26 protein-coding genes are annotated in these 26710 nt (G+C 66.2%); 13 read left to right on the forward strand and 13 right to left on the reverse strand.

The annotated features are described in order from the left end of the window. Positions 1-50: 50 nt before the first annotated feature. The 3 genes from BKA02_RS01500 to BKA02_RS01510 are packed head-to-tail and all read left to right on the forward strand — an operon-like array spanning position 51 to position 4607. A complete protein-coding gene (locus tag BKA02_RS01500) occupies positions 51-281 on the forward strand; it encodes a heavy-metal-associated domain-containing protein (RefSeq protein WP_179430630.1) in 231 nt (76 codons plus the stop codon). Continuing rightward, entirely contained in the window at positions 274-2337 is a 2064-nt protein-coding gene (locus tag BKA02_RS01505) for a cytochrome c oxidase assembly protein (protein WP_179430632.1), read from the forward strand. Before BKA02_RS01500 ends, BKA02_RS01505 begins: the two co-directional genes overlap by 8 nt. After that, complete coding sequence (locus BKA02_RS01510; protein WP_179430634.1) at positions 2334-4607, forward strand: heavy metal translocating P-type ATPase; 2274 nt, start codon at positions 2334-2336, stop codon at positions 4605-4607. Before BKA02_RS01505 ends, BKA02_RS01510 begins: the two co-directional genes overlap by 4 nt. Before the next feature lie 82 nt (positions 4608-4689). Here the strand turns inward: BKA02_RS01510 and BKA02_RS01515 are convergent, their stop codons facing one another. From BKA02_RS01515 to BKA02_RS01575, 13 genes are all read right to left on the reverse strand, one after another. Continuing rightward, complete coding sequence (locus BKA02_RS01515; RefSeq protein WP_179430636.1) at positions 4690-5067, reverse strand: hypothetical protein; 378 nt, start codon at positions 5065-5067, stop codon at positions 4690-4692. A gap of 56 nt (positions 5068-5123) precedes the next feature. Beyond that, positions 5124-6026, reverse strand: coding sequence for a cytochrome c oxidase assembly protein (locus tag BKA02_RS01520; RefSeq protein WP_115261558.1), 903 nt, complete (start codon positions 6024-6026; stop codon positions 5124-5126). A 69-nt stretch (positions 6027-6095) separates the two neighbouring features. Beyond that, the gene (gene ccsB / locus BKA02_RS01525) at positions 6096-7121 is read right to left on the reverse strand and encodes a c-type cytochrome biogenesis protein CcsB (protein ID WP_155049580.1); all 1026 of its coding nucleotides are present in this window, start codon (positions 7119-7121) and stop codon (positions 6096-6098) included. An 11-nt stretch (positions 7122-7132) separates the two neighbouring features. After that, positions 7133-8707: an apolipoprotein N-acyltransferase gene (gene lnt / locus BKA02_RS01530; protein WP_179430639.1), complete on the reverse strand. Its 1575-nt coding sequence runs from the start codon at positions 8705-8707 to the stop codon at positions 7133-7135. A 3-nt stretch (positions 8708-8710) separates the two neighbouring features. After that, positions 8711-9649 carry a cytochrome c oxidase assembly protein gene (locus BKA02_RS01535; RefSeq protein WP_179430641.1) on the reverse strand — a complete coding sequence of 313 codons (939 nt, stop codon included), beginning with the start codon at positions 9647-9649 and terminating at the stop codon, positions 8711-8713. Between the two features lie 89 nt (positions 9650-9738). Then, positions 9739-11433 carry a cytochrome c biogenesis protein ResB gene (resB, locus tag BKA02_RS01540; RefSeq protein ID WP_179430643.1) on the reverse strand — a complete coding sequence of 565 codons (1695 nt, stop codon included), beginning with the start codon at positions 11431-11433 and terminating at the stop codon, positions 9739-9741. Then, positions 11414-12175 carry a cytochrome c biogenesis CcdA family protein gene (locus BKA02_RS01545; RefSeq protein ID WP_155049584.1) on the reverse strand — a complete coding sequence of 254 codons (762 nt, stop codon included), beginning with the start codon at positions 12173-12175 and terminating at the stop codon, positions 11414-11416. The genes resB and BKA02_RS01545 overlap by 20 nt, the downstream gene beginning before the upstream one ends. Continuing rightward, positions 12172-12771: a TlpA family protein disulfide reductase gene (locus BKA02_RS01550; RefSeq protein ID WP_179430645.1), complete on the reverse strand. Its 600-nt coding sequence runs from the start codon at positions 12769-12771 to the stop codon at positions 12172-12174. The genes BKA02_RS01545 and BKA02_RS01550 overlap by 4 nt, the downstream gene beginning before the upstream one ends. Further along, complete coding sequence (locus BKA02_RS01555; RefSeq protein ID WP_179430647.1) at positions 12768-13103, reverse strand: DUF6804 family protein; 336 nt, start codon at positions 13101-13103, stop codon at positions 12768-12770. The genes BKA02_RS01550 and BKA02_RS01555 overlap by 4 nt, the downstream gene beginning before the upstream one ends. Next, positions 13100-13618, reverse strand: coding sequence for a signal peptidase II (locus BKA02_RS01560; RefSeq protein ID WP_155049587.1), 519 nt, complete (start codon positions 13616-13618; stop codon positions 13100-13102). Before BKA02_RS01560 ends, BKA02_RS01555 begins: the two co-directional genes overlap by 4 nt. Next, complete coding sequence (locus tag BKA02_RS01565) at positions 13608-14249, reverse strand: copper resistance CopC family protein (protein WP_179430648.1); 642 nt, start codon at positions 14247-14249, stop codon at positions 13608-13610. Before BKA02_RS01565 ends, BKA02_RS01560 begins: the two co-directional genes overlap by 11 nt. Positions 14250-14344: 95 nt before the next feature. After that, entirely contained in the window at positions 14345-15322 is a 978-nt protein-coding gene (locus BKA02_RS01570; RefSeq protein ID WP_315900938.1) for a flavin-containing monooxygenase, read from the reverse strand. Positions 15323-15348: 26 nt separating this feature from the next. Further along, complete coding sequence (locus tag BKA02_RS01575; RefSeq protein WP_315900937.1) at positions 15349-15972, reverse strand: DsbA family protein; 624 nt, start codon at positions 15970-15972, stop codon at positions 15349-15351. A 1087-nt stretch (positions 15973-17059) separates the two neighbouring features. Between BKA02_RS01575 and BKA02_RS01580 the strand changes: the two genes are divergently transcribed. The 10 genes from BKA02_RS01580 to BKA02_RS01625 all read left to right on the forward strand — a co-directional run bounded on the left by BKA02_RS01580 (position 17060) and on the right by BKA02_RS01625 (position 26708). Continuing rightward, positions 17060-17710, forward strand: a complete 651-nt coding sequence (locus tag BKA02_RS01580) for a M23 family metallopeptidase (protein WP_315900936.1) — start codon at positions 17060-17062, stop codon at positions 17708-17710. A gap of 438 nt (positions 17711-18148) precedes the next feature. Continuing rightward, positions 18149-18400: a serine hydrolase gene (locus BKA02_RS01585; RefSeq protein WP_179430654.1), complete on the forward strand. Its 252-nt coding sequence runs from the start codon at positions 18149-18151 to the stop codon at positions 18398-18400. Positions 18401-18409: 9 nt separating this feature from the next. Then, entirely contained in the window at positions 18410-19390 is a 981-nt protein-coding gene (locus tag BKA02_RS14525) for an AraC family transcriptional regulator (protein WP_179430656.1), read from the forward strand. Positions 19391-20015: 625 nt separating this feature from the next. Next, positions 20016-20819: a hypothetical protein gene (locus BKA02_RS01595; protein WP_179430658.1), complete on the forward strand. Its 804-nt coding sequence runs from the start codon at positions 20016-20018 to the stop codon at positions 20817-20819. Beyond that, complete coding sequence (locus tag BKA02_RS01600; RefSeq protein ID WP_179430660.1) at positions 20816-21991, forward strand: ParB N-terminal domain-containing protein; 1176 nt, start codon at positions 20816-20818, stop codon at positions 21989-21991. Before BKA02_RS01595 ends, BKA02_RS01600 begins: the two co-directional genes overlap by 4 nt. A 79-nt stretch (positions 21992-22070) precedes the next feature. Continuing rightward, positions 22071-22760, forward strand: coding sequence for a flagellar basal body-associated FliL family protein (locus BKA02_RS01605; protein WP_179430662.1), 690 nt, complete (start codon positions 22071-22073; stop codon positions 22758-22760). A gap of 14 nt (positions 22761-22774) precedes the next feature. Beyond that, entirely contained in the window at positions 22775-24394 is a 1620-nt protein-coding gene (locus BKA02_RS01610; RefSeq protein ID WP_315900935.1) for a M23 family metallopeptidase, read from the forward strand. A gap of 7 nt (positions 24395-24401) precedes the next feature. Continuing rightward, on the forward strand, positions 24402-24716 hold the full coding sequence (locus BKA02_RS01615; RefSeq protein WP_179430664.1) for a DUF6112 family protein: 315 nt from the start codon (positions 24402-24404) through the stop codon (positions 24714-24716). Between the two features lie 207 nt (positions 24717-24923). Continuing rightward, positions 24924-25196, forward strand: a complete 273-nt coding sequence (locus BKA02_RS01620) for a DUF6112 family protein (protein WP_071644218.1) — start codon at positions 24924-24926, stop codon at positions 25194-25196. 39 nt (positions 25197-25235) lie between these two features. Continuing rightward, positions 25236-26708: a conjugal transfer protein TrbL gene (locus tag BKA02_RS01625; RefSeq protein ID WP_179430666.1), complete on the forward strand. Its 1473-nt coding sequence runs from the start codon at positions 25236-25238 to the stop codon at positions 26706-26708. Positions 26709-26710: the final 2 nt, after the last annotated feature.

Genomic DNA, 26710 nt, shown 5'->3' on the forward strand with positions numbered 1-26710 from the left:
ACGACACAATGTAGAGTTAATGGCGTGGTCCGGCATCAGGAGGAGCAGTCATGGCCGAGTTCGAGTTCTGGGTGAACGGGATGACGTGCGAGCACTGCGAACGCGCCGTCACAGCGGAGCTGACCGCGCTGCCGACCGTTCTCGGCGCCCACGTTGATGCTGTGTCCGGACGCGTCTTGATTACGACATCGGCGCGAGCCGACCGCGCCGATGTCGAACGCGCGGTCGAGGAAGCCGGCTACGCAGTGAGTTCGTGGCCATCCCTGTCGCAGAATGACTGAAACATCTCCCGCTGCAATCGACCCACACAAGACGAAAAGAACGTCTGTCCGGAGTGTTCGGGGCAGCGCCATCACGTCCCTCATCCTGGGGTTCTCTATCCTGGGGATTGCTTTCCCGGTCACGGTGGCCGTGCTGCTTGGGGAGGCACCGTACCGGAAGATCTTCGTCAGCTACCCAGGGGTTGACGTCGCCGTAATCACCACGGTGCTGCTCGTTGCGGCACATGCTGCGAGCCTGGTCAGCGTCGGCGCGATCGTACACCTGTTGTTCCTGCGCGACGCCCCCGCTCAGCGAGCACAGTATCTTTCGCAGGGGTTCGAGATCAGAGTCTTGCGGATCGCATCCGGCGCCTGGGCGCTCTGCGCGGGGGCGCTGGTGATCTTTGAAGCACTCGACGCCAACGGCGCCCCGCTGGAGCGGCTCAGCATCAGCTATGCCCTCCCTTTCTTATGGGACGCCAGCGATGCGCCGAAAGCTTGGACGATCAGCCTCATGGCGGCGCTGATCGTCTTGTTCGCGTCGTACTTCGCGGACCGATGGACAGGGTTGCTCATCCCGCTGTGGGTATCCGCGATCGGAATTCTTGCGCCGGTGGTCACCGGGCAGGTTCTGGTCGGCCCTGACCACGACTTCGGCGGCGATGCCGCGGTCTTCCAGACCGTCGCGGTGTACGCGTTCTTCGGCGCAGTCTGTGTCTCCGGCCTGCGCGTCGCTTCCGGGCGCTTTGTACCCCCGGAAACGCTGCGTCGCCTGTTCCTGCTCGGAATCATCGCGCTGCCGCTGATCATCGTCAGCGATGCGGTTATCGGAGTGTTCAAGCTCGCTGGTTCTCCCATCACCGGTTCGGTGACGGGATGGCTGATTCTGTCCGGTGGTGCGTGCTTGGCTGTCCTCACCGGGGCCATGTCATACGGATGGTGGCAAGCCCGACGCGGCCGAATGCGCGCCGGCGCCCTCACAGTTCTTCTGACCGTGTGCGGTGTGGCGGTGGCCGGGTGGATCGGCACAGGAGTGGCGATGACTCGGCAGCCCCCGCCGCAATACTTCGTGCCGACAAGTATCGGCCAGGTCTTCATGGGCTTCGAGGTGCCCGACGCGCCGACCCTACTGGTGCTGTTCGGACAGTGGCGACCCAACCTCCTCTTCCTCGGCATCGCGGCCGCGGCGATCACCGTCTACCTGGTCGCGGTGCGTACGCTGCACCGTCGTGGAGACACGTGGCCCATCGGACGAACGACCGCCTGGCTGGCCGGATGGGCCGTGGTAATCGTGGCGACCAGTTCCGGGTTCGGGAAGTACTCCGCCCCCGATTTCGGGGTGCACATGATCGTGCACATGTCGTTGAACATGCTCGCCCCCGGACTCCTCGTCCTCGGCGGCGTCGTCACCCTGCTGCTGCGCGCGAGCCGCTCCGACCGGAACAAGCCGGCAGGTCTTCACGACTGGATCACCTGGGTGCTGCAGTGGCGGGTGCTGCGCTTCCTCTACAACCCGCTGATCGTCTTCATCCTCTTCGTCGGCTCATACTATGGCCTGTACTTCACGGGGATCTTCGGCGAGTACATGCGGTTCCATTGGGCGCATCAGCTCATGAACCTGCACTTCCTCATCGTCGGCTACCTCTACTACAGCCTCATCATCGGCGTCGACCGCCCCCCACGACCCCTGCCGCACATCGGCAAACTCGGTTACGTTCTCGCGGCGATGCCGTTCCACGCCTTCTTCGGAGTAATCCTGATGACCACCCCCGAGATCATCGCCGAAGACTTCTACCTGCGACTCGACCTTCCCTGGGCTGACCTGCAGGCGCAGCAGTATCTCGGCGGGGGTGTCGCCTGGGCGGGCGGAGAAATCCCGCTGATGATCGTCATCGTCGCCCTCGCCATCCAATGGAGCCGCCAAGACGCCCGCGAAGCCCGTCGGAAAGACCGCCACCTCGACACCGGACGGGATGATGAATTCGATGCCTACAACCGGATGCTCAACCAGCTCACCGAACGCGAGGCATCTCGTCCCGGCCCGAGACCGGCGACCCAGGAGGAGCCACTACCATGACGATCTCTGACACCAGAGCCAGACGAACGTCGGCTGCGCCTGTCGAACTCGACGTCTCAGGCATGACCTGCGCCGCGTGCGCCGGACGCGTCGAACGGGCCCTGAACAAGCTCGACGGCGTGACCGCGAGCGTCAACTACGCCACCGAACGCGCCATCATCACAGGGCTCCCCGACAGTGAGGTGCCCACGGCGATCCGTCAGGTCGAGAACGCGGGATACGGTGCGCACCTGCGCGACGGCAGCGACGACGCCTGGTCCGCGCGCGCCACCGAGGTGCGGATCTCCTCCCTGCGCCGCCGCCTGGCGGTCTCCGCTCTGCTCACCGTGCCACTGATGGACATCACCATCGTCCTCGCGCTCGTCCCCGGGTGGCGGTTCCCCGGCTGGGAATGGGTCTGCGTGCTGATGGCGCTGCCGATCGTGACCTGGGCTGCGTGGCCGTTTCACCGGGCTACGCTCCGCAACCTCCGTCACGGCGCGGTCAGCATGGACACCCTTGTCTCCCTCGGCATCGCCGCCTCGTTCGGGTGGGCGATACTCACCCTGCTGCTTGGGTTCGGCACCACGGAAGCCGCCGGCTACTGGCTCGGGTTCGGTGTCACCCCCGCAGGCGCGGACTCGATCTATCTCGACGTCGCCGCCGGCATGACGACGTTCCAGCTCGCCGGCCGCTACTTCGAGACCCGCTCCCGCCGTAAGGCCGGAGACGTGCTCGGGGCGCTGAACGCTCTCGCCGCCACCCACGTCCGGGTCGTCCGCGACGGCGTCGAGGCGATTGAGCCCGCCACGGCGCTGCGGATCGGCGACATTTTCGTCGTCCTCCCGGGGGAGATCATCCCCGCCGATGGCACTGTCCGTGCGGGCACAGCCGCGGTCGATGCGAGCATGATGACGGGAGAACCCGTCCCCGTCCCGGTCGGCCCCGGCGCATCGGTGACCGGCGGCACGATCAGCACCGACGGCCGGCTGGAAGTGACCACGACCTCGGTTGGCGCGAACACGCAGCTGGCGCAGATGGCGGCCCTCACCGAACAGGCACAGGCACGTAAAGCGCGCGTGCAGAACCTCGTCGACCGCATCGTCACCTGGTTCGTGCCCGCCGTCATCACCCTCGCGATCATCGTCACTGTCGCCTGGACGCTCACCGGAACCCCGTTCGCGCAGGCATTCGGCATCGGGATCAGCGTCCTCATCATCGCCTGCCCCTGCGCCCTGGGTCTGGCGACCCCCACCGCGCTCATGGTCGGCATCGGCAGGGCCGCGACCCTTGGCATCCTCATCAAAGGCCATGACGCCCTCGAAGCCTCCGGCACCATCACCACCGTTGTCCTCGACAAGACCGGCACCCTGACCACCGGCCGCATGACCGTCGAGACCGCGACCGCCTTCGGAATCCCCGAGCACGAACTCTGGCGCCTCGCCGCGTCCGTCGAGCAGGGCTCCGAGCATGCGATCGCTCGCGCCATCCAGGACGCCGCCCGCGCTCACGTCACCGACCTGCACTCCTTGGAAGACTTCACCGCGCTCCCCGGTCTCGGCGCCACCGCCCGCATTGCCGGCAGCACCCTCCTCATCGGCAACGCCGACCTCCTCCGCGAACACGACATCGACCTCACCCCCGCCGCCACTGCGCTCGCCGACGCCCACGAACAAGGGCACACCGTCGCCCTCGTCGCCCGCGACGGACACCTAATCGGGCTACTGGCCCTGGCCGACACCATCAAACCCGGCGCCGCCGACGCCATCAGTGCGCTGCGCGCGCAGGACCTCACCACCGTTCTCCTCACCGGGGACAGTCCCGCCGCCGGCGCCCGCATCGCCGCCGAGCTCGGCATCGAACGCGTCCACGCCGGTGTCGCCCCCGCCCAGAAGGCCGACGTCGTCCGTGAACTCCAAGCGGCAGGGGAGAAGGTGGCGATGGTCGGCGATGGCATCAACGACGCCGTCGCTCTCGCTACCGCCGACCTCGGCCTCGCGCTCGTCTCCGGGACCGACATCGCCCTCAAGGCCGCCGACATCATCCTCGTCCGCGACGACCTCCACGTCATCCCCGACGCGATCGCGATCTCCCGCAAGACACTCCGCACGATCCGCACCAACCTCGGCTGGGCCTTCGGATACAACATCGCCGCGATCCCCATCGCCGCAGCAGGCCTCCTCAACCCCCTCATCGCCGCGGCCGCGATGTCTTTGTCCTCCGTGCTCGTCGTCTACAACAGCCTCCGCATCCAACGCGTCCGCAGCACCGAGACTGGGTCTGTCCGCTGAACGGGGACTGTCGACGGACTCGAGATCGTCGCGATATACCCGGAGAGATCGGTGCTGTTTCGAAAGTAGGGTCTAGCGGCGCTCAGGCAGTCGTTGCCTCCGCCTTGTCCCCTCGCCGTGCGGTGAGGAACAATCGGACACCGGTGACGATGTAGACGATGAGCAGGACGAACGTCACGGTGCTGGCCCCAATGGCCAGCGGGCACTCGGCTTGGCCGGAGATGAGCTCGCCGACTTTCAGTACGTTCATGCTGGTTCCGAGGACTCCGAGGACCGATATCACGAGTGCGATCGAGAGCCCGCTCGTAGTGTTCTTGAGCGCGATGAGCCCGCAGATCACGATGAGCATTCCGAGGAAGGCGGGGATCAGCGCCGTCCAGCTGATGAAGCCGGTCACGGCGTAGGAGATGATTCCGACGGAAATGAGCAGGCCGCCAAATGTGAGCGTTGTACGGGGCATTTTCCTCCAGAGGTGGGTGCGAGAGCGGGGATGAGGGAGTTGCGACGCGCAGGAAGCTAGCTCTCGTTCCGTCTTCGGGAGAGGCTGGCGAGGTACTCGTTGTAAGAGTCGAGTTCGGCGTCCTCGGCTTTCTGTCGCTGTCTCGAGGTGCGCACGTCGCGGGCTCGCCAGCGGGACAGGCAGACGATGAGCACTACGAACATCGGCAGCTCCGCGTAGGTCCATACCAGCGTGCCGGCGATCGCCTGGTCGATGACGGGGTCATGGCTGCCTGTGGGGGTGGCGTATGCGCTGAACAGCGGCGTGGCGGTACGAAGGAGGATGAGGCCGAAAATGGCGTGGATCTGGATCTCGACTGCGATGTCGATGAATCGTGCGGCGAAGGAGGGTTGGCGCGGTAGCGGATCGGAGGACCATAGCGGTGTTGCCGAGACGATGCCGAGGATGAGGATGACGACGAGCAGGACGTCGTGGCCGAAGGGGATGCGCATGATGACGCTGATCGCGTCGGTCAGGTAGAGGACCGGGTACAGCAGTATCGCAATGACGATGGCGACCACAGGGTGCAGTGCCGCGCTCCAGAATCGTGAGCGCAGTCCCCCGTGTGCAGCACGGAGGACGAGACGCCCGAGGCCGGTGTGCGGTGTGCTGCGCAGGAGCAGCAGCCCGGGTGACCCTGCGATGAGGAGCGGCGGAACGACGGTCAGCAGGGTGATCTGCTGGAACACCAGCGCTGTGATGGATTCCGTTGCGAGACGGTTCACACCGAACATCGTGATAGCGAAGATCAGGACGCACCCGATCAGGAACGATGCTGTGCGGGCGATCGCCCAACGGCGCCCGCGTCGCCACATCCAGATCGCTCCTCGCAGGTACAGCGCCGCGAGCAGCAGGGCGGCGATGGCGACGGGTGAGCCGGTGAGGGGTTCGAACGTGACCCACTGGTCGATCGGCGGCATAGCGGATTTCCCTTCATCGAGGCGATCAAACGTCGGCGACTTCGGCCGCGGTGGTGGTGCCGGAGCGGGTCAGGTGAGGCCGGAGTAGGAGTGCAGGCCGGGGAAGTACACGTTAACGACGGTGAAGTTGAACAGCACGGCGGCGAATCCGATGATGCACAGCCAGGCTGAGCGGTTGCCTCGCCAGCCGCGGGTGGCGCGGGCGTGGATGTACCCGGCGTAGAGCACCCAGATCACGAATGTCCAGACCTCCTTGGTGTCGAAGCCCCAGTAGCGTCCCCAGGAGTCGTTCGCCCAGATCGCTCCGGCGATCAGAGTGAAGGTCCAGAACATGAAGCCGACGATCACGAACCGATAGGCGAGCGTCTCGAGCACCTCGCCGGAGGGCAGGGTACGCAGGAACCCGCCGCGTTGCCCTGCGGATTCAGGGGAAATGCTCGCGCGACGTTCACGGCGGGATTGCAGCAGCTGCGTGACGGAGAGACCGCAAGCGAGGGCGAACAGGGCGGTGGCGAGGGAGGCAACGAAGACGTGAATGACGAGCCAGATGCTCTTGAGCGGGTCCATCAGCGGGACGACCTCGACGTAGAAGCTGAGCGTGGCACCGCCCAACAGCAGCACGATCATGCCCACCAGGAACGCGCCGAGAAATCGCAGGTCATACCGCCGGAGGGCGAGGAGGTAGACGGCGACGATCAGGACCGTCCCAGTGAGCGCGAACTCGTACATGTTCGCCCAGGGAACCCGCTCTGCGGCGATGCCGCGCGCGATGGTCCCGGCGAGCTGGAAGAGGAAGGCGAGCACGGTGAGCGCCGTGCCGATCCTCGCCCACAGCAACCGCGGGCGTTGTGCGGGCGGGACGTGGATGTCGTCCGGCCGCGCCTGTGCGGGCAGAGCCGGAGCATTCGGAGACCCCTGGTCAACGGCGCCGACAAGGGTCGGCGTGCGCTGCTGCTCCAGAGCCGGGTTCGTGCGGGCGGAGCGCTGTGCGAGATCGACCGTGTAAGCGACGAACGCCAGCGCGTAGGTGGCGATGGCTGTCCACACCAGCAGCAGTGAGATGCCATCGAGGGAGAGCGTTTCTGTTCCGGGCATGGTGAGCTCCTTCATACGGACGAGCGATTGCGGATGCGGTGGAGGATCCCGAGCGCGGTCAAGACACCGAGAGCGCCGACCGGGACCAGCACACTGATCCAGGGTCCGAGAATCGTGGCAGGTGTGAGGCCGGTACGCAGGGGGACGGTGGTGATCGCTGCGGAGGCGGTGTCGACGGGGATGGTGGCGACGGTTGTCCCATCGGGGGCGATCACCTGGCTGGTGCCGGTCGTGGAGACGTTGACGATGGCGCGGCCGGTCTCGATCGCGCGCATGCGGGCGAAGGCGAGTTGCTGCAGGTTCTCCGCGGTACCGCGGAAGTCGGCGTTGTTGGTCTGGAAGACGTACAGCTGGGCCCCCTCGCGTGCGCCGTCCCATATGACCTGGTCGTAGATCACATCGAAGCAGATCGCCAACCCGACTCCGACGTCATCGACAGTGACCAGCGGCGGGAGTGTGCCCGGGGTGTACTCGCGTTGGATCAGTCCGACAAGGTCCGGGACGATCATCTCGTATAGCCAGCGATCGGGGACGTACTCCCCGAACGGGACGGGGTTGATCTTGTCGTGCCGCTGGCGTTCATCAGGCTGCGTGGTCCAGAGCAGGGACGAGTTGAACACATCCCCTCCCCGCGCGGTCGCGGCGTTCATCAGTAGCGGGGCGTCGGCTTCGCGGACGATGCGGTCGAGCGTGGCAGCGGTGGCGGTATCGGCGAGGGGATCGTCGTCCACTCCCCCTTCGGGCCAGGCCAGGAGATCCATCGGTTGTCCAAGTAGCGGAGCGGTCGCCTGCGCCTGTGCGGCGAGCACATCACCAGGTTCTCGGGTGTCGAAGTATGCCGCCGGGCCGTTGCCTTGCACCCACCCGACCTCGAACGTGCCCGCGGGCGAGGTCGGGAACTGCGGGGCGAGGAGCAGGAGAGCCATGACAGCGGCGGCCGGAAGGGTGCCGCGCAGGAATCTGAGCCCGCCGGCGCGCGCCCACTGCACGACGCCGGCGCACATCGCGACGAACAGGAAGGAGAGCCCTGTTACGCCCGTCCAGGAGGCGACTTCCGCCATCGGGCTCTCGACGAGCGTCATCCCGATGCGCGCCCAGGGGAACCCGGAGTACGGCCACGAACCGAGAACGACTTCCCTGCCCGCCCACAGGCCGCCAACTAGCAGGGGGATCCCGACCAGCTGCGCTGCACCCCGATGTGGGAGTCGTGCCGCCCACCGGTAGGCGAGGGCGATCAGGACGGCACCGATGCTGAACAGGATCGTCTCCAGACCGGCAAGAGCAATCCACGGAACAGGACCAAGAAACTCTCCCACCCAGATCAGATGGGTGAAGAAGAACACTCCCCCGAAGCCGGCGCCGACCAGCGCTGCCCCGCCGATGCTCCGGCCGACGAGGGTGATCAACGCCAGGGTCACGCCAAGCAGAGCCAGCGGCCACCACCCCACCGGCGGCGAGGCCAGGCTCAGCGCGAGCCCTCCGATGAGCGCGGCGGGAATCGCTGCCCAGAGCGGCAGCCCGCTCGACGAGGAAGAGACGTCGGCGGTGGGCACGGCACCGGCCGCGGGTGTCAGGGACAGTTGCATCGGTCAGGTGTCCTTCTTGCGGAGGGCATCGAGGTAGGCGTTGTAGGCGTCGAGCTCGGGATCGCCATGGGTATCGGCGTACGTGTCGGCCTTGGCGGCACGGGTGGTGTCGTCACGGAACCACCGGTGCATGACGTAGAGGAGCATCACCACGGTGGGTCCTTCCCCGTAGGACCAGGCCAAGCCTCCGGCGAGCCACTGATCGTCCAGCGGGTCGATGCCCATCGACCTCGTGGGGCCGGCGAAGTGCTCGACGAATAGCGTCGGGCTCATCATCAGGAACACGCCGAAGAAGGCGTGGAGGGCTGCTTCGGCGAACAGGTCCATCGCTCGGCCGGGGTACGTCATCCGCACGGGGAGCGGGTCGTGGGACAGGATCGGGATGGTGAACAGCACGCCGGCTGCGAGGAACGCGATCTCCAGCAGCGGATGCCCGCCCGGGGTCTGCAGGATCGGGTCGGCGAGACCTCCGAGGTAGAGGCCGTAGAACGATATCAGGAACAGCGGCATCGCGACCCAGGGGCTCAGTGCCCATCGTGCGATGCGACTGCGCAGCCCGGCCAGAGCGAGACGGAGGATCACTCGCCCGAACCCGCGATGCGGGGTGGCGCGCAGCAGCAGAGTGCCCGGAGAGCCGAGCACGAGCAGCGGCGGGATGGCCATTAGCAGGGTGAGCTGCTGGAACATGAAGACCGAGAACAGCAGGTACCCGTACCCCTCCACCGCCAGGCCGGTCACGGCGACCAGGACGATGCATCCGAGGAGGAAACACACCGTCCGGGTCACCGACCATCCTCGTCGCTGCCGCCAGAGCCGGATGGCACCGGCCAAGTACAGCACGGCCATGAGCAGGCCGAGCGCCGGCAGCACCGGAGCCGGCGGCAGGATTGGCGTGAGAAACGCCCCCAGCGTCGGCGGTGTGTCGGGAATCCAGTCGTTCATGGTGTGTGATCGGTCGGGGGGGGTTCAGGAGTCGATCTCGACGCGGGAGCGGTCGGTGGCTGGGAGTGTCGTGCCGTCAACGGGGCATCTCATCGGTTCTCTCCCGTCTTCGGGGATGAGTCGGAGGTGCCCGTGAGCGCCGCCGTGTGGGCGTCGGCGATGTCGACGACGGCTTTGCGGAGGGTGGGGTCTTCGCCGCGGGCCAGTCCCGCGTACTCGAGGCGGACACCGTCGTCGGTCGGGTGTGCTTTGATCCAGATGCGGCGTCGGGGCACGAAGAGCCCGGCGAAGAGGCCGAGCATCGCGAAGATTGAGAAGGCCAGCACCCATCCGGCGGTCGGGTCGCGCTGGATCTGCAGCGACGCGAATCGCTTGACCGGGTCCTCAGGCGACGCGATCTCCCAGGTGACGGTGCCCCACCCGTTCGGCAGGTCGGCGGTCTCCCCCGGGGTCAGCTCGATGGAGTCCACTCCCGTCGTGCCACCGGTGAGCTGGGTGAGCCCGCCGGTTTCGAGAGTGTATACCGATCGCGGAGTGCCATCGTCGATACCGAGATCGCCGCTGTACACGTTGAAGGTGAGCAGCGGGTTGATGACGTCGCCGTAGATGGAGGTGTAAGCGCCGGAGTCCAGCACACCTGCAGTGGGATAGAAGAACCCCGTCAGACCGACCTGCTCGGGCAGCCCGTCGGGGATCTTGATGATCCCAAGGGAGGTCATGTTCGAGTCCTGCGGGAGGAACGGCTGCGACTCGGTGTACACAAGTTCTCCGGCCGCATCGCGTACGGTGATCGTGGGGGCGTAGCCATTGCCCAGCAGATGGATGCGGTCGCCGGCGACGGAGATGGGATAGTTCACGATCACACTCTCGGCCCGGTCCTGCTCACCGGGGATGCGGACTGTGACGTCGGCGGAGAAGTCTCCCGCCTGCCCAGCCCCCGGCGTGCCAGGCGGCTGATATGTGACCTGGAACTCGTCAAGGGTGAGCGAGTACGGGGCGAGGCCGGTGCCGTCGATGAACCGGCCGGCATCGAACGAGGAGTAGTCGCTGAGAGCGTTGACGAAGGTGGTGCCCTCGACGACGACACGCTGGCCTGTGTAGGAGAAGCCGCCTCCGAGACCGACGGAGACGAGCACGCCGATCAGCGCGGTGTGGAAGACGAGGTTGCCGGTCTCGCGCAGGTATCCGCGCTCGGCGGACACAGAGAGCGTCCCGCGGCCGTCGTAGCGGTGCACCCGATAGCCGGTGCGCCGCAGCTGCCTCTCAGCGGCATCGACCGCCTCGCGTGCCCGTTCCGCAGGATCGGTGGCCGAAACTGTGCGCTCGTCATAGTCGGCGAGCCGGGACAGGCGCGCCGGCGTGCGGGGAGGCTGGGATCGGAGGGCCTTGTAGTGGTGTTTCGTGCGCGGGGTTACGCATCCGATCAGCGACGTGAACAGCAGCAGGTAGATCGCCGAGAACCATGGCGACAGGTACACGTCGAACAGCCCTATGGCATCCACGATCGGATAGGCCTCGGGGTTCTCGCGCTGCCACTGGATCACCCCGTTGGGGTCAGCGCTGCGCTGCGGGAACAGCGATCCGGGCACGGCGGCGATCGCCAGCAGCAGCAACAACACCAGGGCGGTGCGCATGCTGGTCAGCTGACGCCACGCCCATCTCGCCCACCCCATGATCCCTAACGTCGGCTGGGCGATGGCAGAGTCGTTGCCGTCGGCGTGGTCGTCGGGTCGCAGGGGGTCGACGGGCGCGTCGGTGATGGTCTCAGAGCGGGAGGGGGACATTGATCACCACCTGCTGGAGGGCGGACATCATGACAGTCCACAGCCCGGTCACCATCAGGATGCCGAGGAGGACGAGCATTCCCCCGCCGACGATGTTCAGGGTGCGGATGTGGCGGCGCAGGAATGCGACCGACCGGGATGCCCATCCCCATCCGAGAGCGAGCGCGAGGAAAGGCAGGCCGAGCCCGAGCGAGTAGGCCAGGCCCAGGAGGCCCGCCCGAGCTGGGTCGCCGAGGTTCCAGGAGACCGACAGGATCGCGGCGAGCGTCGGGCCGATGCACGGTGTCCACCCGACGCCGAGGGCGAACCCGAGCAGCGGTGCGCCGAGCAGCCCAGCACGGGTCTGCAGGCGTGGGCGGAGGGTGCGCTGCGCGATCCCGAAGAACCCGATGAATACCAGGCCGAGGATGATCACTACGACACCGAACACACGGGTCAGGACGTTCGCATATTGCAGCAGCAACAACCCGAACGTCCCGCCCAGGATCGTCACGGTAACGAACACGACAGTGAACCCGGCTATGAACAGGAACACGCCCAGCAGCAGCCGCATGCGCTCCGCCGTCGCCGCGCCGGTCGACCCGCGTGCGGCGGTGCCGCTCGAGGTGCCGCCGAGGTACCCGAGGTATCCGGGCACCAGAGGCAGCACGCACGGGGAGACGAAGGAGATCAGGCCCGCAAGGGTCGCGATCGGGACCGCGACCCACAGGGCGCCGTCTGCGACGAGATCTCCCGGGTTCATGGTGATTCCCCAAGGACGTCGCGGACGAGGGTGGACAGGATGGATGCGCTCTGCAGCTGCCCGATGATCCGCGCAGCGACCCGCCCCTCCCGGTCGACCACGAGCGTCGTCGGAGTCGCCTGGATCGGGGTGACCTGCGCGAACACCAACTTGACCTTGCCGTCATTGACGTCGATCACGCTGGGGTAGGTAACGTTGTTGTCCCTGGCGAAGGAGAGCGCTGTGGCGGGCTGGTCGTAGGTGTTCACGCCAAGGAAGGACACGCCCTGGTCCTGGTACTCCTGCCACACCTCCTCCAGCATCGGCGCTTCGACGATGCACGGTCCGCAGGCGGCGTACCAGAAGTTCACGACCAGCACCTCGCCTCGGTAGTCGTCGCCGGAGACTGTCTCCCCGGTCTCGGTGACACCCTCGAAGGCCACCGGGTCGCCCCGCTCTCCCGCTGCGATCTCCTGCACCTGGAAGTCCCCAGAGATGTACCCCTTCTCATCCCCCTCCTGGTACTGCTGCGCCAGGGAGTCGCTCGCGGCGCACCCCGTCAGAGCGATGGCACCCAGGAGTACCGCGACGACAGCGACCATGATCCGGCAGGTCATGGTCGACGCACCTTGATCAGTGCCCCCGCGACCAGAAAAACGATGGCCGCAGCCGGCTGCGCCGCCGCCCAGACCGGACCTGTGAACGGGAAGGGCACGACCGGGTTCCACAGCACGAGGACCGCGACGAACACAGGAATCCACCACCATTGGCGTGCCTGCCCGGCAAACCAGGCCACGATCGCTGCGAGGATCGCTGTCACGAACAGCACCACCTGGAACAGACCGCCGTTCGTCCACAGCGGAGCGGTGAACAGCACGGCCGCACCCAACAGTCCCGGTGCCAGAGCATTGCGCTGGAAGGTGGACGGGGTGCGTTGCTTCGCGCTCATGCGGCACCTGCTTCCACTCGTGCCGAGCGAGCCGGCTCGACCGTGCGCCGTCGGGTCCAGGTCACCCCGAGAAGGAGGACGACGCCGATACCGAGGGCGATGTCGGCGAGGTTCCCGATGAACAGGTTCCCGTAGGCGAGGAAGTCGGTCACATGCCCGACGCCGAACCCGGGTGGTGAGAACAGCCGGTCGATCAAGTTCCCTAGTGCGCCGCCCAGGATGAACCCGAACGCCACCGCGAACTCTGCCGTGCGTGCACGGCTCGCCGCGAGAAACACCCAGACCACCGCTCCGACTCCGACCAGGGTGATCACGCCAGTAAACCCGGACCCGAGGGAGAGGATCGCACCCGGATTGAACGCGAGCTGGAGGCCGAACAGGTCACCCAGGAGCGGGATACGAGTCTCCTCGCTCAGCGTCGCGAGAGCAGCCGCCTTCGTGGCCTGATCGATCACCACGATCCCCGCCGCCACAAGGGCAGTCACCGCGAGATATCGCGCCCGGTTAGGACTCATCAGTGTTCTCCTTTCCCTGCTGTGCCGCACGATCACGACGGCGCCGGTTACGACCGGCCATGACCGTCAGCAGTGCTGAGCTGCCCAGGAGGGCAACTCCCCCGGTGATGACCAGAATGGGGAGGGCCGCGAGATCCGCGCTCGGTTGGCTGTGGATGTCTCCGTTCCCGGACGCAGCACTCGGCGTCGCGGTCTCCGTACCCTCCTCCGATGGAGAAGGGCTACTCACCGGCGTGGGACTACTCGTGGGGGTGGGGCTGCTCGTCAGCGTCCCCGTCGGCTCCACCATGAACGTGTACTCGTCGCTGATCGGATGCCCGTCGCTGGACACCACCCGCCACCTCACCGTGACCTCGCCGACGACCGACCCGTCGGACAGGTCCTGTGTGACCGTCGCCTCGAGGACCTCGGGGGCGCCGTTGGCGAGGTTGCTGCCATCTTCCGCGAGGACCTCGATCACCGTCGCACCCTCAAGCCCCTGCGGCTCACCTGTGAAAGTGAGGGAGATCTCCGCCGGGACACCAGGTGTGGTTGCGGAGGCTTCGGGGTAGGTGGAGAGCAGTTCGTCGTGAGCGGCGGCGGGACTCGCCGTGCCGAACACGGTTCCGCCGATGATCAGCAGGGCAGACAAGCTAGCAAACGCGGCGAAGCCACGGCCGCGCCTATCCGACGTTCGAGAGGTCGAAAGCCCTCGACGGTGGATGGATCTCATGGATTCTGCTTTCTTCATGGGCGTTCGATGATGTGGCGGGCGATGATCGTGGCATCTCGAAAGACTCCTGCGATGGTGTCCGAGCCCCCACCGCCGTACTGGGGGATCCCGGCGACGAACATTCCCGGCAGCCCGGTCATCGTCCGCTGGGGAGGAACGGTCCGGGCGTCATCCGGTAGCCAGTCGTCACCAGGGTCGAATCCGGTCGCGAGAATCACGGACCCCGGCGTTGCCACTGTTCCGTCGACGAATGTGACAGCGTTCCTCCCCGCCTTTGCCACTGCAGGGCGGATGCTTACGCCAACATCACGCAATTGTTCGTAGTTGTCCCCGAATACCGGCTCCGGTCGCGATCCTCGGGCAAAGAGTTGCCTTCGCAGGTACCGCGATGCCGGCTTGTGCCTACGAGCCGTGCGAACAGCCAAGGTCACCGCATGCGACGGTGCGAGTTCACGGGCCAACTCCACACCGCTGTTCCCGCCGCCGACGATGAGCACATCGTTCGTGGGAATCTGCCGCGGATACAGATACTCGCTGCTGTGCAGCACAACCCCGGGCACCTGAAGCTCCTTTGCCCATGTCGGGGTGCGCGGATGTGTGGCGGCACCCGTTGCGCACACGACGTTTCGTGTCTGCACCTCGCCTTCCGTGGTCGACAGGTGCAAGACCGAGCCGGACCCGCGCCGCTCCAAACCTGTCGCCCGGACACCCCAGAGAGTCTTGACTCCGAGATCGACCTCGACATCGCTGAGGTATTCGATCATCTCGTCGACACGCGGCCGCCGTCGTTGATTGCCTGGAAAGGGTAGGCCCGGCAGAGCGCTGTGACGGGCATCGCTAAGAAGCACCATCGAGTGCCATCGAGAAGCCCAGCTGCGCAAGCCTGGTGCGGCCTCGTCGATCACGACGAAATCCTGCTGGGGCTGCAGCCCTTTCGCGATCAGGGCGGCCGCCACGGCGAGACCGGCCTGACCGCTGCCGACGATGATCACTCGTCTATGCGACAGTCCTGCCCGCATCACCGATCACCGTTCACCGCTGCTTCGATGGCGTTCTCGAGGTCGTCCAGCTGCTGCAAATCGAGCTGCTCGCCCTCGAGGAAGAACGTCGGCGTGCTGTTGACGCCGAGCTCCTGTCCCGCGTTGAAGTCGAACTCGACTCGTTCCAATGTGGCGGGGTCTGCGATGGCGGTGTCGTACGCGGCCATGTCCAGTCCGATCTCCTCAGCGAAACCCCGAAAGAGATCAGCACGGGATTCCTGGGCCTCGCCCCACTCCGCCTGCGTCTCAAACAGTCGGCCGTACATCTCCTCCAGCCGATCCTGCTGGGCAGCAGCCTCCGCGGCCAACGCCGCGTTCTGTGAGTTGAAATGTCCGGGAAGCGGGAAGTACCGCACCACGTAGGTGATCTCTCCCGCGAATCTCTCACGAAGATCCTCGACGATCGGATAGAACATCCCGCAGGCCTCGCACTCGAAATCGAGGAACTCAACGACCTCGACAGCACCCTCCCCACCGTCGTCGAGGATGTGCGAACTAGCGTCAACAACCGCGGGCGGCGGAACTGTCTGCCCGTCCGGCACCTCGGCTGAAGGGGCGGTCGGGTCTTGGCTATTAATCACCACATAGATGATCGCTGCCACGACAAGGGCGGCGACGATCCCTGCGCTGATCAGGATCGGCCGCCAGTTGAAAGCGGGGTCGCGCGGCTTTCCAGAAGGGTTCATCAATTACTCCAAACAAGAACAATCGGCATGGAACAGGCACCGGGAGGGTATCCGGGTGCGAAGTGCCGTCCGCACGAGACGGCATGCCAAATATCAGGTTCGGGAAAGACCCAACTGTGTCAGCGACAGTGCCCCGGTCCGGGCAACGATGATGCGCACCGGGACGAGCCAGAGTGCCATCCATCGGGGGACGAGATATGCGACCCCCCGACGGCGCGAAACCATCCGAGCAAAGATCACGAAGACGAGCCCGCACAACAAGCCGAGGGCGCACAGCGCTGCCCCGACGAGGACCCCCGCCGTCGAGGCATCGGCGGCTGCCATATGCTCGTCGACAGTACTCCCGGGCTCTCCCGAAGCAAGGTGCGGATCGAGGAGTGTGCTCGCCACGAGCAGTGAAGACGAAGCCTCCTCGCTCTCGGAATGCGATGCACCCGCTGCCCCCAGAAGCAGGAGGAGAGCCAAGCCGACTGCCGTAATGATCCTCGTTATCAGAAGCTGCTCACTGAGCACCCTTGAGGGTTGCACTTGAGCCGAGGGGACCATCTCTCCAATACTACCGTGCCAACTTTCTGAGTCTCCTCCATGTACGCGGATCCAGCTCTCTAAGCAGATGCTGTGAAAGCGCATCCCAATTTGACCTAAGCGAATCGGACTATCTACCGTTACAGATCAGTGACGATCGGGTCTGCGATCGAGATAAGTAATCTGCTCCACCGGAAGGATCACGATCATTTCTGGGTTACCCGAGCGCGCATCCGAAAAGGCGACGACGACGTCGACAGACCCCGGCTTCCCCGATCGCCCCCTCCTTCGTCGCGATCTCCGCGGCCAAGGCCGCCCGGTGTCACAGGAAGCTCCGACGACCCACCAGGCCCCCGTCATCCCGCGGCACGGAACTGAAGCCCCCGTACAGGCAGTGTCTGCAACACCTCTCCACCGTCCACGCGCCCGGAGCCCGTGGGCTCAAGCAAAGGCACTCGGAGCCGTCCTCGCCGTCAGCGTGTTGATCACCGGCGCCGCCCTTCCAGGAATATCCGACGCAGAACCGGAGCAGGTCGAGGCCGCGGCCACCGTTGAGACACAGTCCTACACCGCAGGAGAAGACATCCGTGTCGAGGTCCTCCCTCGCGGGGACTTCTCCGCGACGACAGAGAAAGAGATCGCCGCGTCGCGCGCGCAGGCAATCGCTGCCGCCGTCGCATCTGGCCGGCCCCTCTCGACAGCTGTGAACCTGCCAACAGCTCAACAGGTTCTCATGCCGTTATCCTCCGGAACCTACTCGATCAGCGACGGGTTCGGCGCCTCTCGTCCGGGTCGCTCGCACATGGGTCAAGATCTCGCGGCGTCAATCGGGACGCCCATCTATGCGGCTGTCGAAGGCTGTGTGTCGCTCTCAACCGAGAGCAACAGCGGCTATGGCGTGAGCATTCAGGTCGAGAGCCTGCTCGATGGAGAGACAGTCAGCACCCTCTACTCGCATCTGAACAGCGGAACCCGTGCGGTCGAGGTCGGGGACTGCGTCGCTCCCGGCCAGTATCTCGGCGACGTCGGCTCCACCGGCTACGTCTTCGGATCCTGCCTGCATTTCGAGGTCGACATCAACGGTCGCCCCATCGATCCCATGCCGTGGCTCAGGAAGAACGTGCAGTGAGATCAGTTCAGCTCCGGAAAAGGGGCTGAACAATCATCGACCTGCTGAGGCCGAACAGCGCGCCGACGCCCGTGGGGAGAAAGGGTGGTCCGCCCGGGGCATACCTCCTCAGCGGCCGCAGCACACTACTGGGCCACTCCGCATCTCGTACACTCGCGGCGTGGGCTATGTCGGTGAGCCCGAAGCCAACGTCTCGCAGAACCCAGGGCAGTGCACAGCAGGATGCGGGACACTATCGGGATATGGAACGCTTCTGGTGCCGCAATTCAGGTGGTGGCCTTCATGTTTTCTCGGCTGGGACGACCCCGCAAAGGAGAAAACCGTCTGGGACTACTGCCTCACCGTGCTGCGCCCCTATCTGAACTGACCAAACATACCCCACCTGAGCAGACGTATCAACGGGCAACTCTTCATCGCCCAACAGAAAGTGAGCACACCATGACCAGAGAACGTACCGCGACCGATTCATTCGCTGACATCAGAGAACTGTTCGAGAGCAAGCTCGACGGCAACCAAGAGCTGGGCGCGTCGATCGCGCTCGATATCGACGGCCAGCGGGTTTTCGGTTTCTGGCGCGGCTACCGCAATCCCGAGCGGATCAACCCCTGGACTCGCGACACCATCATGAACGCCTTCTCGACTACCAAGCTCGCCACTGCCCTGACAGTGCTCGCGCTCACCGACCGCTGACAGCGCGCCGTGCGCCGCTTCGCGGCTACGCGAGAGGACTCATTCGAGGCCAGGCATGATCTGCCGCTCCCTCCGCCGCTCGGGGTCACGCTCTCCTACCCAGCGATCCAGATACCAGGTGACATCGCGGCCATCGAGATGGTGCGCACGATTCCGTCAAGCCGTACCGTTTTCCGGCATGTGAAGGTGATCAATGTCGTCGAGGGCTCTTGCGCCTTCGAGACCGCAGAGAGCATGCACATCCTGCGCCCGGGCATGTCGCTGGCACTCGGCACCGGCAAGTGGTGCCGAGTTTGGCCAGCACCCACAGCACGAATCTGGGCCATCTACGCCGACGAACAGTTCTGGCGCACACAGATGGCATGGTTTCTCCCCGATGCGGATCGAGTGCTCCGAGGAGTGCACCCCCTCGAGTGGGACGGTCGCGCGATTGTCCTTGCACCGGGCGTCGCCACACTGCAACAGGCCGAACCGCTATGGCGACAGATGAGCGTCATACGCAGCAAAGCCGAATCACCCGAAGTCGTCGCAACTCACACTCTCGAGCTTCTCGCACGATGGATGAGGCTGGTGCTGCCGACCTTCTTGAATGCGGCGCCAGCCACTCCCCCAGCCCCGTGGACGCCCATTAGTGGACGACTGACCGACACTGGATCTATCGGCTACATCGGTCGGGCAATCCAGTTGCTCCGCAGGCGCATCGCAGAACCGTGGACTATTGCGGCACTCTCACGAGAACTCTCGCTTTCACGAACCCACCTCACCCGCTTGTTCGTACAGCACGCCGGCGCCGCACCGATGCGCCTGCTCACTGAACTCCGGCTCACAGAGTTCACGCGGCTCATAGAAGAAACAGATCTTTCAGTGATGCGTGCCGCGAACGATGTTGGATGGAACGATCCGCGCGTCGCGTCCCACTGGTTTCGTCGTCGCTACGGCACCACGCCCACGCAGTACCGGCGCACGCCACACACGGTTGCTGAGGATTGACAAGGCCACGTTATCCCAATCAACCGCACGGAGCTCGATCCGACGTCGTTGTCCCAACGAACTTGCTCATCAGATTCTCGGGAACTACCGTTGGCTGGCCGCCTCGGCGTCTCTTACCGCCACTCGCCGCATGAACCGTGATTCTCGACGAAGGGCTCACGTTCGTCATGTGCATCTCGACGGATGCGCCGCAGGCCAGTAGACCGAAGCAGACACGTCGGGTTCGTTGTGGAGCCTGACGGTCGGCCCTCCGTCCGCCATCCGTCCTCGCTCCGCTGATCTTCCCGGCGCACCACATGGTCGCAAGGCCGTCCGCATCTTGTGGGAGCCCTGGGAAGGAGTAGCGCATGGCTATAGAGGCGATACGGGACGACGCTCGCAAGACCTGCCACGGGTTCGCGAAGGTCATGACCAACTTACGCCAGCGGCAGTCGGCCAAAGCTGTAGGCCGCGAGTTCGCTGCGGCATGTCCACTGGCGGAGGTGGTGATGGTCGAGCGTGAGCGAAGAGCAACACTCATGGCAGACCCGTCGCCCGAGTGCAAAGGATCGATTCCGTGCCGCGAAGAGAATTTGGGGTCGCCGTCACACACCTATTGGTCACCTCGTCCTAAGGAGTTGACCTCATGAGAGAGCCTTCATCTGAACCGCTTCCCGACTTCACCACCGGCGAAGGACTCCGCGTCCTGCTGGAGCAGCTCACCGCCGAGCATCTCTGGCGCACGCACCCCGCCGCCCGCGCGTTGATGCAGTATGCGCAGGAGAAGTACCTTCCGCTGGCACGGTCCTGGCACCGTGACCCCGCCGATGCCGCGTATGAGGCGTTCATGGCGATGCGGACGCCAGCGATCCGCCGTGCCGCGGACCCGTGGGCCGCGATCACTCGCGCGGTGGAGCTTGGCATCGCCGCCGAGGTGCACGCCGAACGTCTCCTCACCTCAACCGACAAGGCCCGCAGGCCCGATCAGCGTCCCGACGAGTACCCGATGCGGGCCGGCCACTACGAGACGTTCTTTTACCACGTGCTCGCCGCCGCAACCCCGCCTGCCTCACCGACCGTGGCTGTGGAGAGGGTGGTGCGATCCGCGTCCGTGTTCCTGGTGACCACCGGCTGGTATCCCCGCACCATCGAGACCGCGGTGGAATACATCTGCCACCGCCTCACGACTCTGGCGAGCACCCAGTCCGGGATCGACGTGCTCCGCAAAGACGACGCGATGCGGCAACGACTCGGGTTCTCCGCCCGCGACTGGAACGGGCTGCTGCGTTTGCTACTCGGGCCGCGGTCAAAGAAAGAGGTCACCGGCGCCGACCCCGCACGGCTGGGGATCTTCGCGCGGCTGCTGCTCGGCGACCGCACCGAAGACCTCCTCGCGGATCACCAACTCGCCGCCATCTCCCGCAAGTTCACGCGAGGGACCGCAGCATGAACACCACGGCGTCCGCGAGCGAGCAAACCGTAGCCCAGTTCCCCATCGAGAGCCTCGTCCTGGGTCGCTCCTACCGGCGTGAGCTCGGTGATCTGACCGACCTGACCACGTCGATCCAAACGCTCGGGTTGCTGTGCCCGATCGTGATCACCTCCGACGGGGTCCTCATCTCCGGCAGGCGCCGCCTGGAAGTGATGCGGCAGCTTGGGCACGCGACCGTCCCGGTGTGGATCGCTTCTGAGGTGTCGGACAAGCTGCGGACGTTGCTGGCGATCCAGGACGACAACTTTCTGCACAAGCACTTCACCACCACGGAGAAGGCAGCCCTGTACGCGGAGTACAAGACGCTCCTCACCGAGGAGAACGCCCGCCGTCAGGCCGCGACCCGGTTCGGCGCCGCCGCCCTCCCGGACTCGGACGATGGCGAGGCCGATGACACCGACCCGGATGAACGAGAAGCGATGATCGTCGCGACCTATCAGGGCAGCGGCAGCGGCCGTTGGGATTCACAACCGCCGTCGAAACGGAAGTCCCGTGTGCAGGCCGCGACCGCGGTGACCGGTCGGGACTCTTCCCAACAGCTCGAGCAGGTCCTCGCGCTGGAAAGGCTGGCAACCAACGAGGACGAAGACGAACGGGTCCGGCGAGCAGCAGCCGAAGCGGTCGTGGAGATCAACGGCGACGCGAAGGTCCACGGCCGTTACCACGAGGTCATCGCCCTGCGCGGGGTGTGCTGGCTGGAGAAGACCGCAGTGAACGAGACCGCCACCGCCGCCGTCCGGGAAGCCGCCGACGACGAACTCCGCGCGGTGCGACAGATTGACCGGCCGGTAGAACGATCCCGGGCGGTCGCAGCCGCCATCGCCCGCGTCCGCAAGCTCGCCCTCACCCCGACTTCCGCTGCGACAACCGCGGAGAGCGGCGAGTCGGGCGCCGAGGACGACGGGATGTCCGCTGACGGGGTACGGGGCCGCTACCACGCCCGCCGACTGGTCGACATTCTCGCAAAGGCCGAGGGGTGGTGGGAGATCAACGACGCCGCCCTCGTCGGCCAGTACGCCACCGTCGAGCAATGGGACGCGATCACTCGCCACCGTGACCAGGCGAACGCGTTCCTCGACACCGCCGCCCACGCACGGGGCGCCACCAGCGGAGCGGGCGTCCTGCCGTGAAGTGACCGGTGGGGTCAGGCGTCCGCACCTGCATGGCACACACCGTTGACCGTTCTGCTGTGAAAGGACGTCCCCTGCCATGTCGACTGATTTCCCCGATGCGGCCTCGCGTAAGCGGGGCCGCGCCCTGTTGATCGCCGGTATCTCCGGAACGGTCATCCTCCTCGTCCTGGTGGGACTGGGCGTGTACGGGCTGATCGCCCGCCCACACGAGAACACCCCCACCCCTGCACCGACCACCTCCGAGCAGCGGCCAACGGCCCCGGCGCCGTCCGGACCGCCCGAGCTGACGCCGCTGCCGCGGACGAACGACCCGATCCGGTACGCACGCGCCGTCGCCGAGGCCCTCTTCACCTGGGACACCGCCTCCGGGCTCAGGCCCGCCGACTACGGGCAGGTGGTGCTCTCCGACGCAGACCCCACCGGAACCGAGACCCCCGGTCTCGCCTCGGACATCGCCGGCTACTACCCGGCGCCCGACGCCTGGCGCCAGCTCACTGGGCACGCCACCACCCAGCACCTCACCACCGAGACGGCGGTCATCCCCGACGCCTGGGCCGACGCTATCGCGCAAGACCGGTCCGGCACCCTCGTGGAAGGGATGATCGCGGTCACCATCGACGGCACCCGGCACCGCACCGGCACCGTCTCCGGGCAGGAAGCGACCAGCGAACACCCGGTGTCGTTCACCGTGTTCCTCGCGTGCGAGCCCGCGTTCGAGTCGTGCCACACGCTGCGGCTGTCCGAGCTCGACAACCCGCTGCGCTGAGTCCGGGGTCTGTCGTGCTGAAGAAGATCCTTGCCGCGCTGGCGGTCGTCGTCCTGTGCGTGGGACCGGCGGCCGTGCTGGTCGGGGTCGGGGTGCTGATGAACCCCGCCGCGAACGCGAGCTGCGGTCCCGGGTCATCGCTGACCGTGGGGCCGATCCCTGACGAGCTGGAAGTGACCACGCGGGACGGGGAGACATTCACGCTGAACAAGAAGCAACTCACTCACGCCGCCACGATCATCACCGTCGGCGGGCAGACCGACGGCGTCGATGCCCGCGGGGCCACGATCGCCCTCATGGCAGCGCTGACCGAATCGACACTGCGGCAACTGGCGAACACCGGCACCTACCCGGAGTCGGGGAACTACCCCAACGACGGCAACGGGTCCGACCACGACTCGCTCGGCTTGTTCCAGATGCGCCCGCAGGCCGGGTGGGGAACCGTCGCCGAGCTGATGGACACCACCTACCAGGCCAGAGCGTTCTACGGAGGACCTTCGGGTCCGAACTATCCCTCCCCACGGGGCATGCTGGACGTCCCGGGCTGGGAAACGATGGACATGGGCGAGGTCGCGCAGGCCGTCGAGGTCAGCGCGTTCCCAGAGCGGTATCAGAACTACCAGCCCGTCGCCGAAGCGATCCTCGATGCCCTCACCGTGCCCGCTCCCTCCAGCACTGGCGGCGGCACGGGGTCGGTGCCGGAGACCACCCGCATCATGTTCCCGCTGCCCGAGGGGACGTGGATGAAGACCAGCGACTGGGGATATCGGTCCGATCCCTTCACCGGGGAGACCACCTACCACGCCGGCACCGACTACGCCGCCGCCGACGGCACCCCGATCTACGCGGCAGCCGACGGTCGGGTCGTGTGGGCCGAGCTCAACGGAGGCTACGGCGGCCTCATCATCATCGAACACACCGTGCAGGGCGAAGCCGTCCGCTCCGTGTACGCGCATATGTGGGAACGCGGCATCCACGTGCAAGAAGGACAGACTGTCACCGCTGGCACCCACATCGGCGACGTCGGCTCCTCGGGACGCTCCACCGGCGCAAACCTGCATTTCGAGATCCGGCCCGGCTCCACCGGCACCGAGTCGATCGACGCCGACCAGTGGCTCGCCGACCACGGCGCCACCGAACCCGACGGCACCAGCACCCCCGGGCCCGGCTGCGCACCTGACGGGGCCGGGGCGGACGCGGCGGAGTTCACCGGGGACGGCGGGAAGTTGGTCGATGACCCGACCGGCACCGGCGGGCAGGTCACCGCCCGCACCGCGCATATGGTCGTCCAGACCCGCAACGCGTTCCCCGGCACCGGGTGGGCATGTTACTCGCCACGTCCCGGGACACGGTCGGATTATCCGCTCGGGCGGGCCTGCGATGTCACCGTCGGCAATCAGATCGGTCATTACCCGAGCGCGGAGCAGGTCGACTACGGGTGGCGACTGACCGACTGGCTCGAGACGAACGCTGAGACCCTCGGGATCAGTTACCTCATTTGGCAAGGACAGATCTGGTCGACTGCTCGCGCAGACGAGGGATGGCAGCCGTACGACGGCGGCGGGATGCACGACCCGGGGAACGTCACCGGAGGGTATTTCGACCACATCCACATCTCCGTGAAAGAAGGGTGACCCGCCGATGACGTTTTCCTTGTCCCGGCTGCAACCGGCCGGATTCCTGGTCTCGGGGAACGTGTTCCCCGACTTCGGCGCCGTGGGCGGCTCCAACGAGCTGGAGAGCATCATCGGCGCGCTGTTGACGATCGTGCTGATCCTGTCGGTGTTGATGATCGTGGTGAGCGCGGTGATCTGGGCGATCGGCTCCACGAACGGGCACCACCAGGTCGCCACGAAAGCACGCATCGGCGTGTGGACGGCGCTCGGCGCGGCAGCTCTCGCCGGGGCCGGGATCGCGTGGATGAACTGGCTGATCGCTCTCGGCGGGCAACTCTAGCCCGGACGCGAAGAACCGGCGGGGGCGGTGGAGGCGACGGGGCTCCACCGCCCCCGCTTCCTGCGCCGTGGGGTGCAGGAAGCGCACCTATGCGATACCCGGCCGATGCCGGCCGGGTATCCCCGCTTGGTTCATGAAGGAGCACCCGTGTCCGCCGTTCTCGATCTCACCACCACCGTCCTGCCTCACCTGGCCGCACTCGTCCCGATGCAGGTCGATATCGACCCCAACAGTTCCGGGCTGCCCGGTATCGCCCAGCTGCGCACCATCGTCGGCGCCGTGATGACGGTCGGCCTGATCCTCAGCGTCCTGGCGTTGATCATCTCGGCAATCATCTGGGGCTTCGGCGCGAACAGCAGCAACCCGCATCTGGCCGGGCGGGGAAAGATCGGAGTCCTCGTCTCCTGCGGCGCCGCGATCATCTGCGGCGCAAGCGTCACCCTCATCAACTTCTTCTGGAACGTCGGCCAGGCCGTCTGAACGGCCCCTCCACCGCACCGCCCCGGAAGGAGACCCGTCATGGCACTGTGCGACGTCCCGGTCATCTCGAACGTCTGCGACGCCGTCGGAGAAGGGGCCGCGACGCTCGTCGCGGCCCCTTTCGACTGGCTCGCCCAAGCAATGGGACAAGCCGCCGCCTGGCTGTTCGAGGGCGTCTGGTATGTCTTCGACACCACCACGCTCGTCGACGTCCAGTCCCCGGAGTACCTCGGCGTCTATAACATCCTTTTCGGCGTCGCCGTGCTGATCATGCTCGTGTTCTTCTGCCTGCAACTGATCACCGGCCTCATCCGCCGAGACCCCACCGCCCTCTCTCGGGCGGCGCTCGGACTCGGCAAGAGCGTGCTCGGGTCGTTCCTCATCATCACGCTCACCGCGACGCTGCTGGAGATCACCGACCAGTTGGCCATCGGCATCATCCAAGCCACTGGCAATTCGATGGAAGCGATGGGCGACAAGATCGCCCTGCTCGCCGCGGGGCTCACCGCGATCAACCTCACCGCCCCCGGTGTCGGCGCGATCATCACCATCTTCTTCGCCGGCCTCGCGATCACCGCCGCGGCGATCGTGTGGTTCTCGCTCCTGATCCGCAAAGCGTTGCTGCTCGTCGCGATCGTGCTCGGGCCGATCGCGATCAGCGGCGCGAGCTGGGACGTCACCCGCGGCTGGTTCGGGAAATGGGTGTCGTTCGTGATCGCCCTGATCCTGTCCAAGCTCGTCCTCGTCGTGGTGTTCCTCGTCGCGATCACCCAGGTCTCCCAGCCAATCGACTTTGACCTGGCATCCATCGCCGACCCCATTGCGGGGATCGTGCTCATGTTCGTCGCCGCGTTCGCGCCGTACATGGTCTACAAGTTCATCTCCTTCATTGGGTTTGACATGTATCACGCGATGAGCGCGGAGCAAGAGGCCAAGCAATCCATGAATCGACCCGTGCCCACTCCGTCCAAGCCCGCTGGCGACGGCCCGCAGAAAGTCCTCGACGGGAAAGGTCAAGGCGACGGACCACCGCCCGGCAGCGGGGGTGGTGGAGGCGGAGGCACGCCGCCCCCACCTCCGGACGGCGGGAGCGGCGCGACCGCTGCTGGTACCGGTGGAGGCGGAGGCGGCGCTGCGGCTGGTGGCGGGGGCGGCGCTGCCGGTGGTGCTGCCGGTGGTGGCGGGGCTGCTGCAGGTGGCGGGGCTGCTGCGGGAGGTGCGGCAGCGGCCGGACCCGCCGCAGTCGCGGTCGTCGCGGCGGCGGCCGTCAAGGAAGCCGCCACGGCCGGCCCCAAGCTCGGCGGCGCGATCGGCGGTGCTGCAGAGGACCAGGCATCAGCGGCCGGCCAAGATAGCGCCCCACCTCCGTCCGGTAACGCACCCCCGCCGTCAGCCCCATCGGCGCCGCAGGAGCCGCCGTCCAGCACACCGCCGGCATCGTCTGGCCCGTCGTCGACGCCACCGCCGAAGGACCCGCCGCCACCGAACACGGCGCCCGAAGGGAAGGAGTAACC

This window comes from Microbacterium pseudoresistens, from assembly GCF_013409745.1.
Classification (GTDB): Bacteria; Actinomycetota; Actinomycetes; order Actinomycetales; family Microbacteriaceae; genus Microbacterium; species Microbacterium pseudoresistens.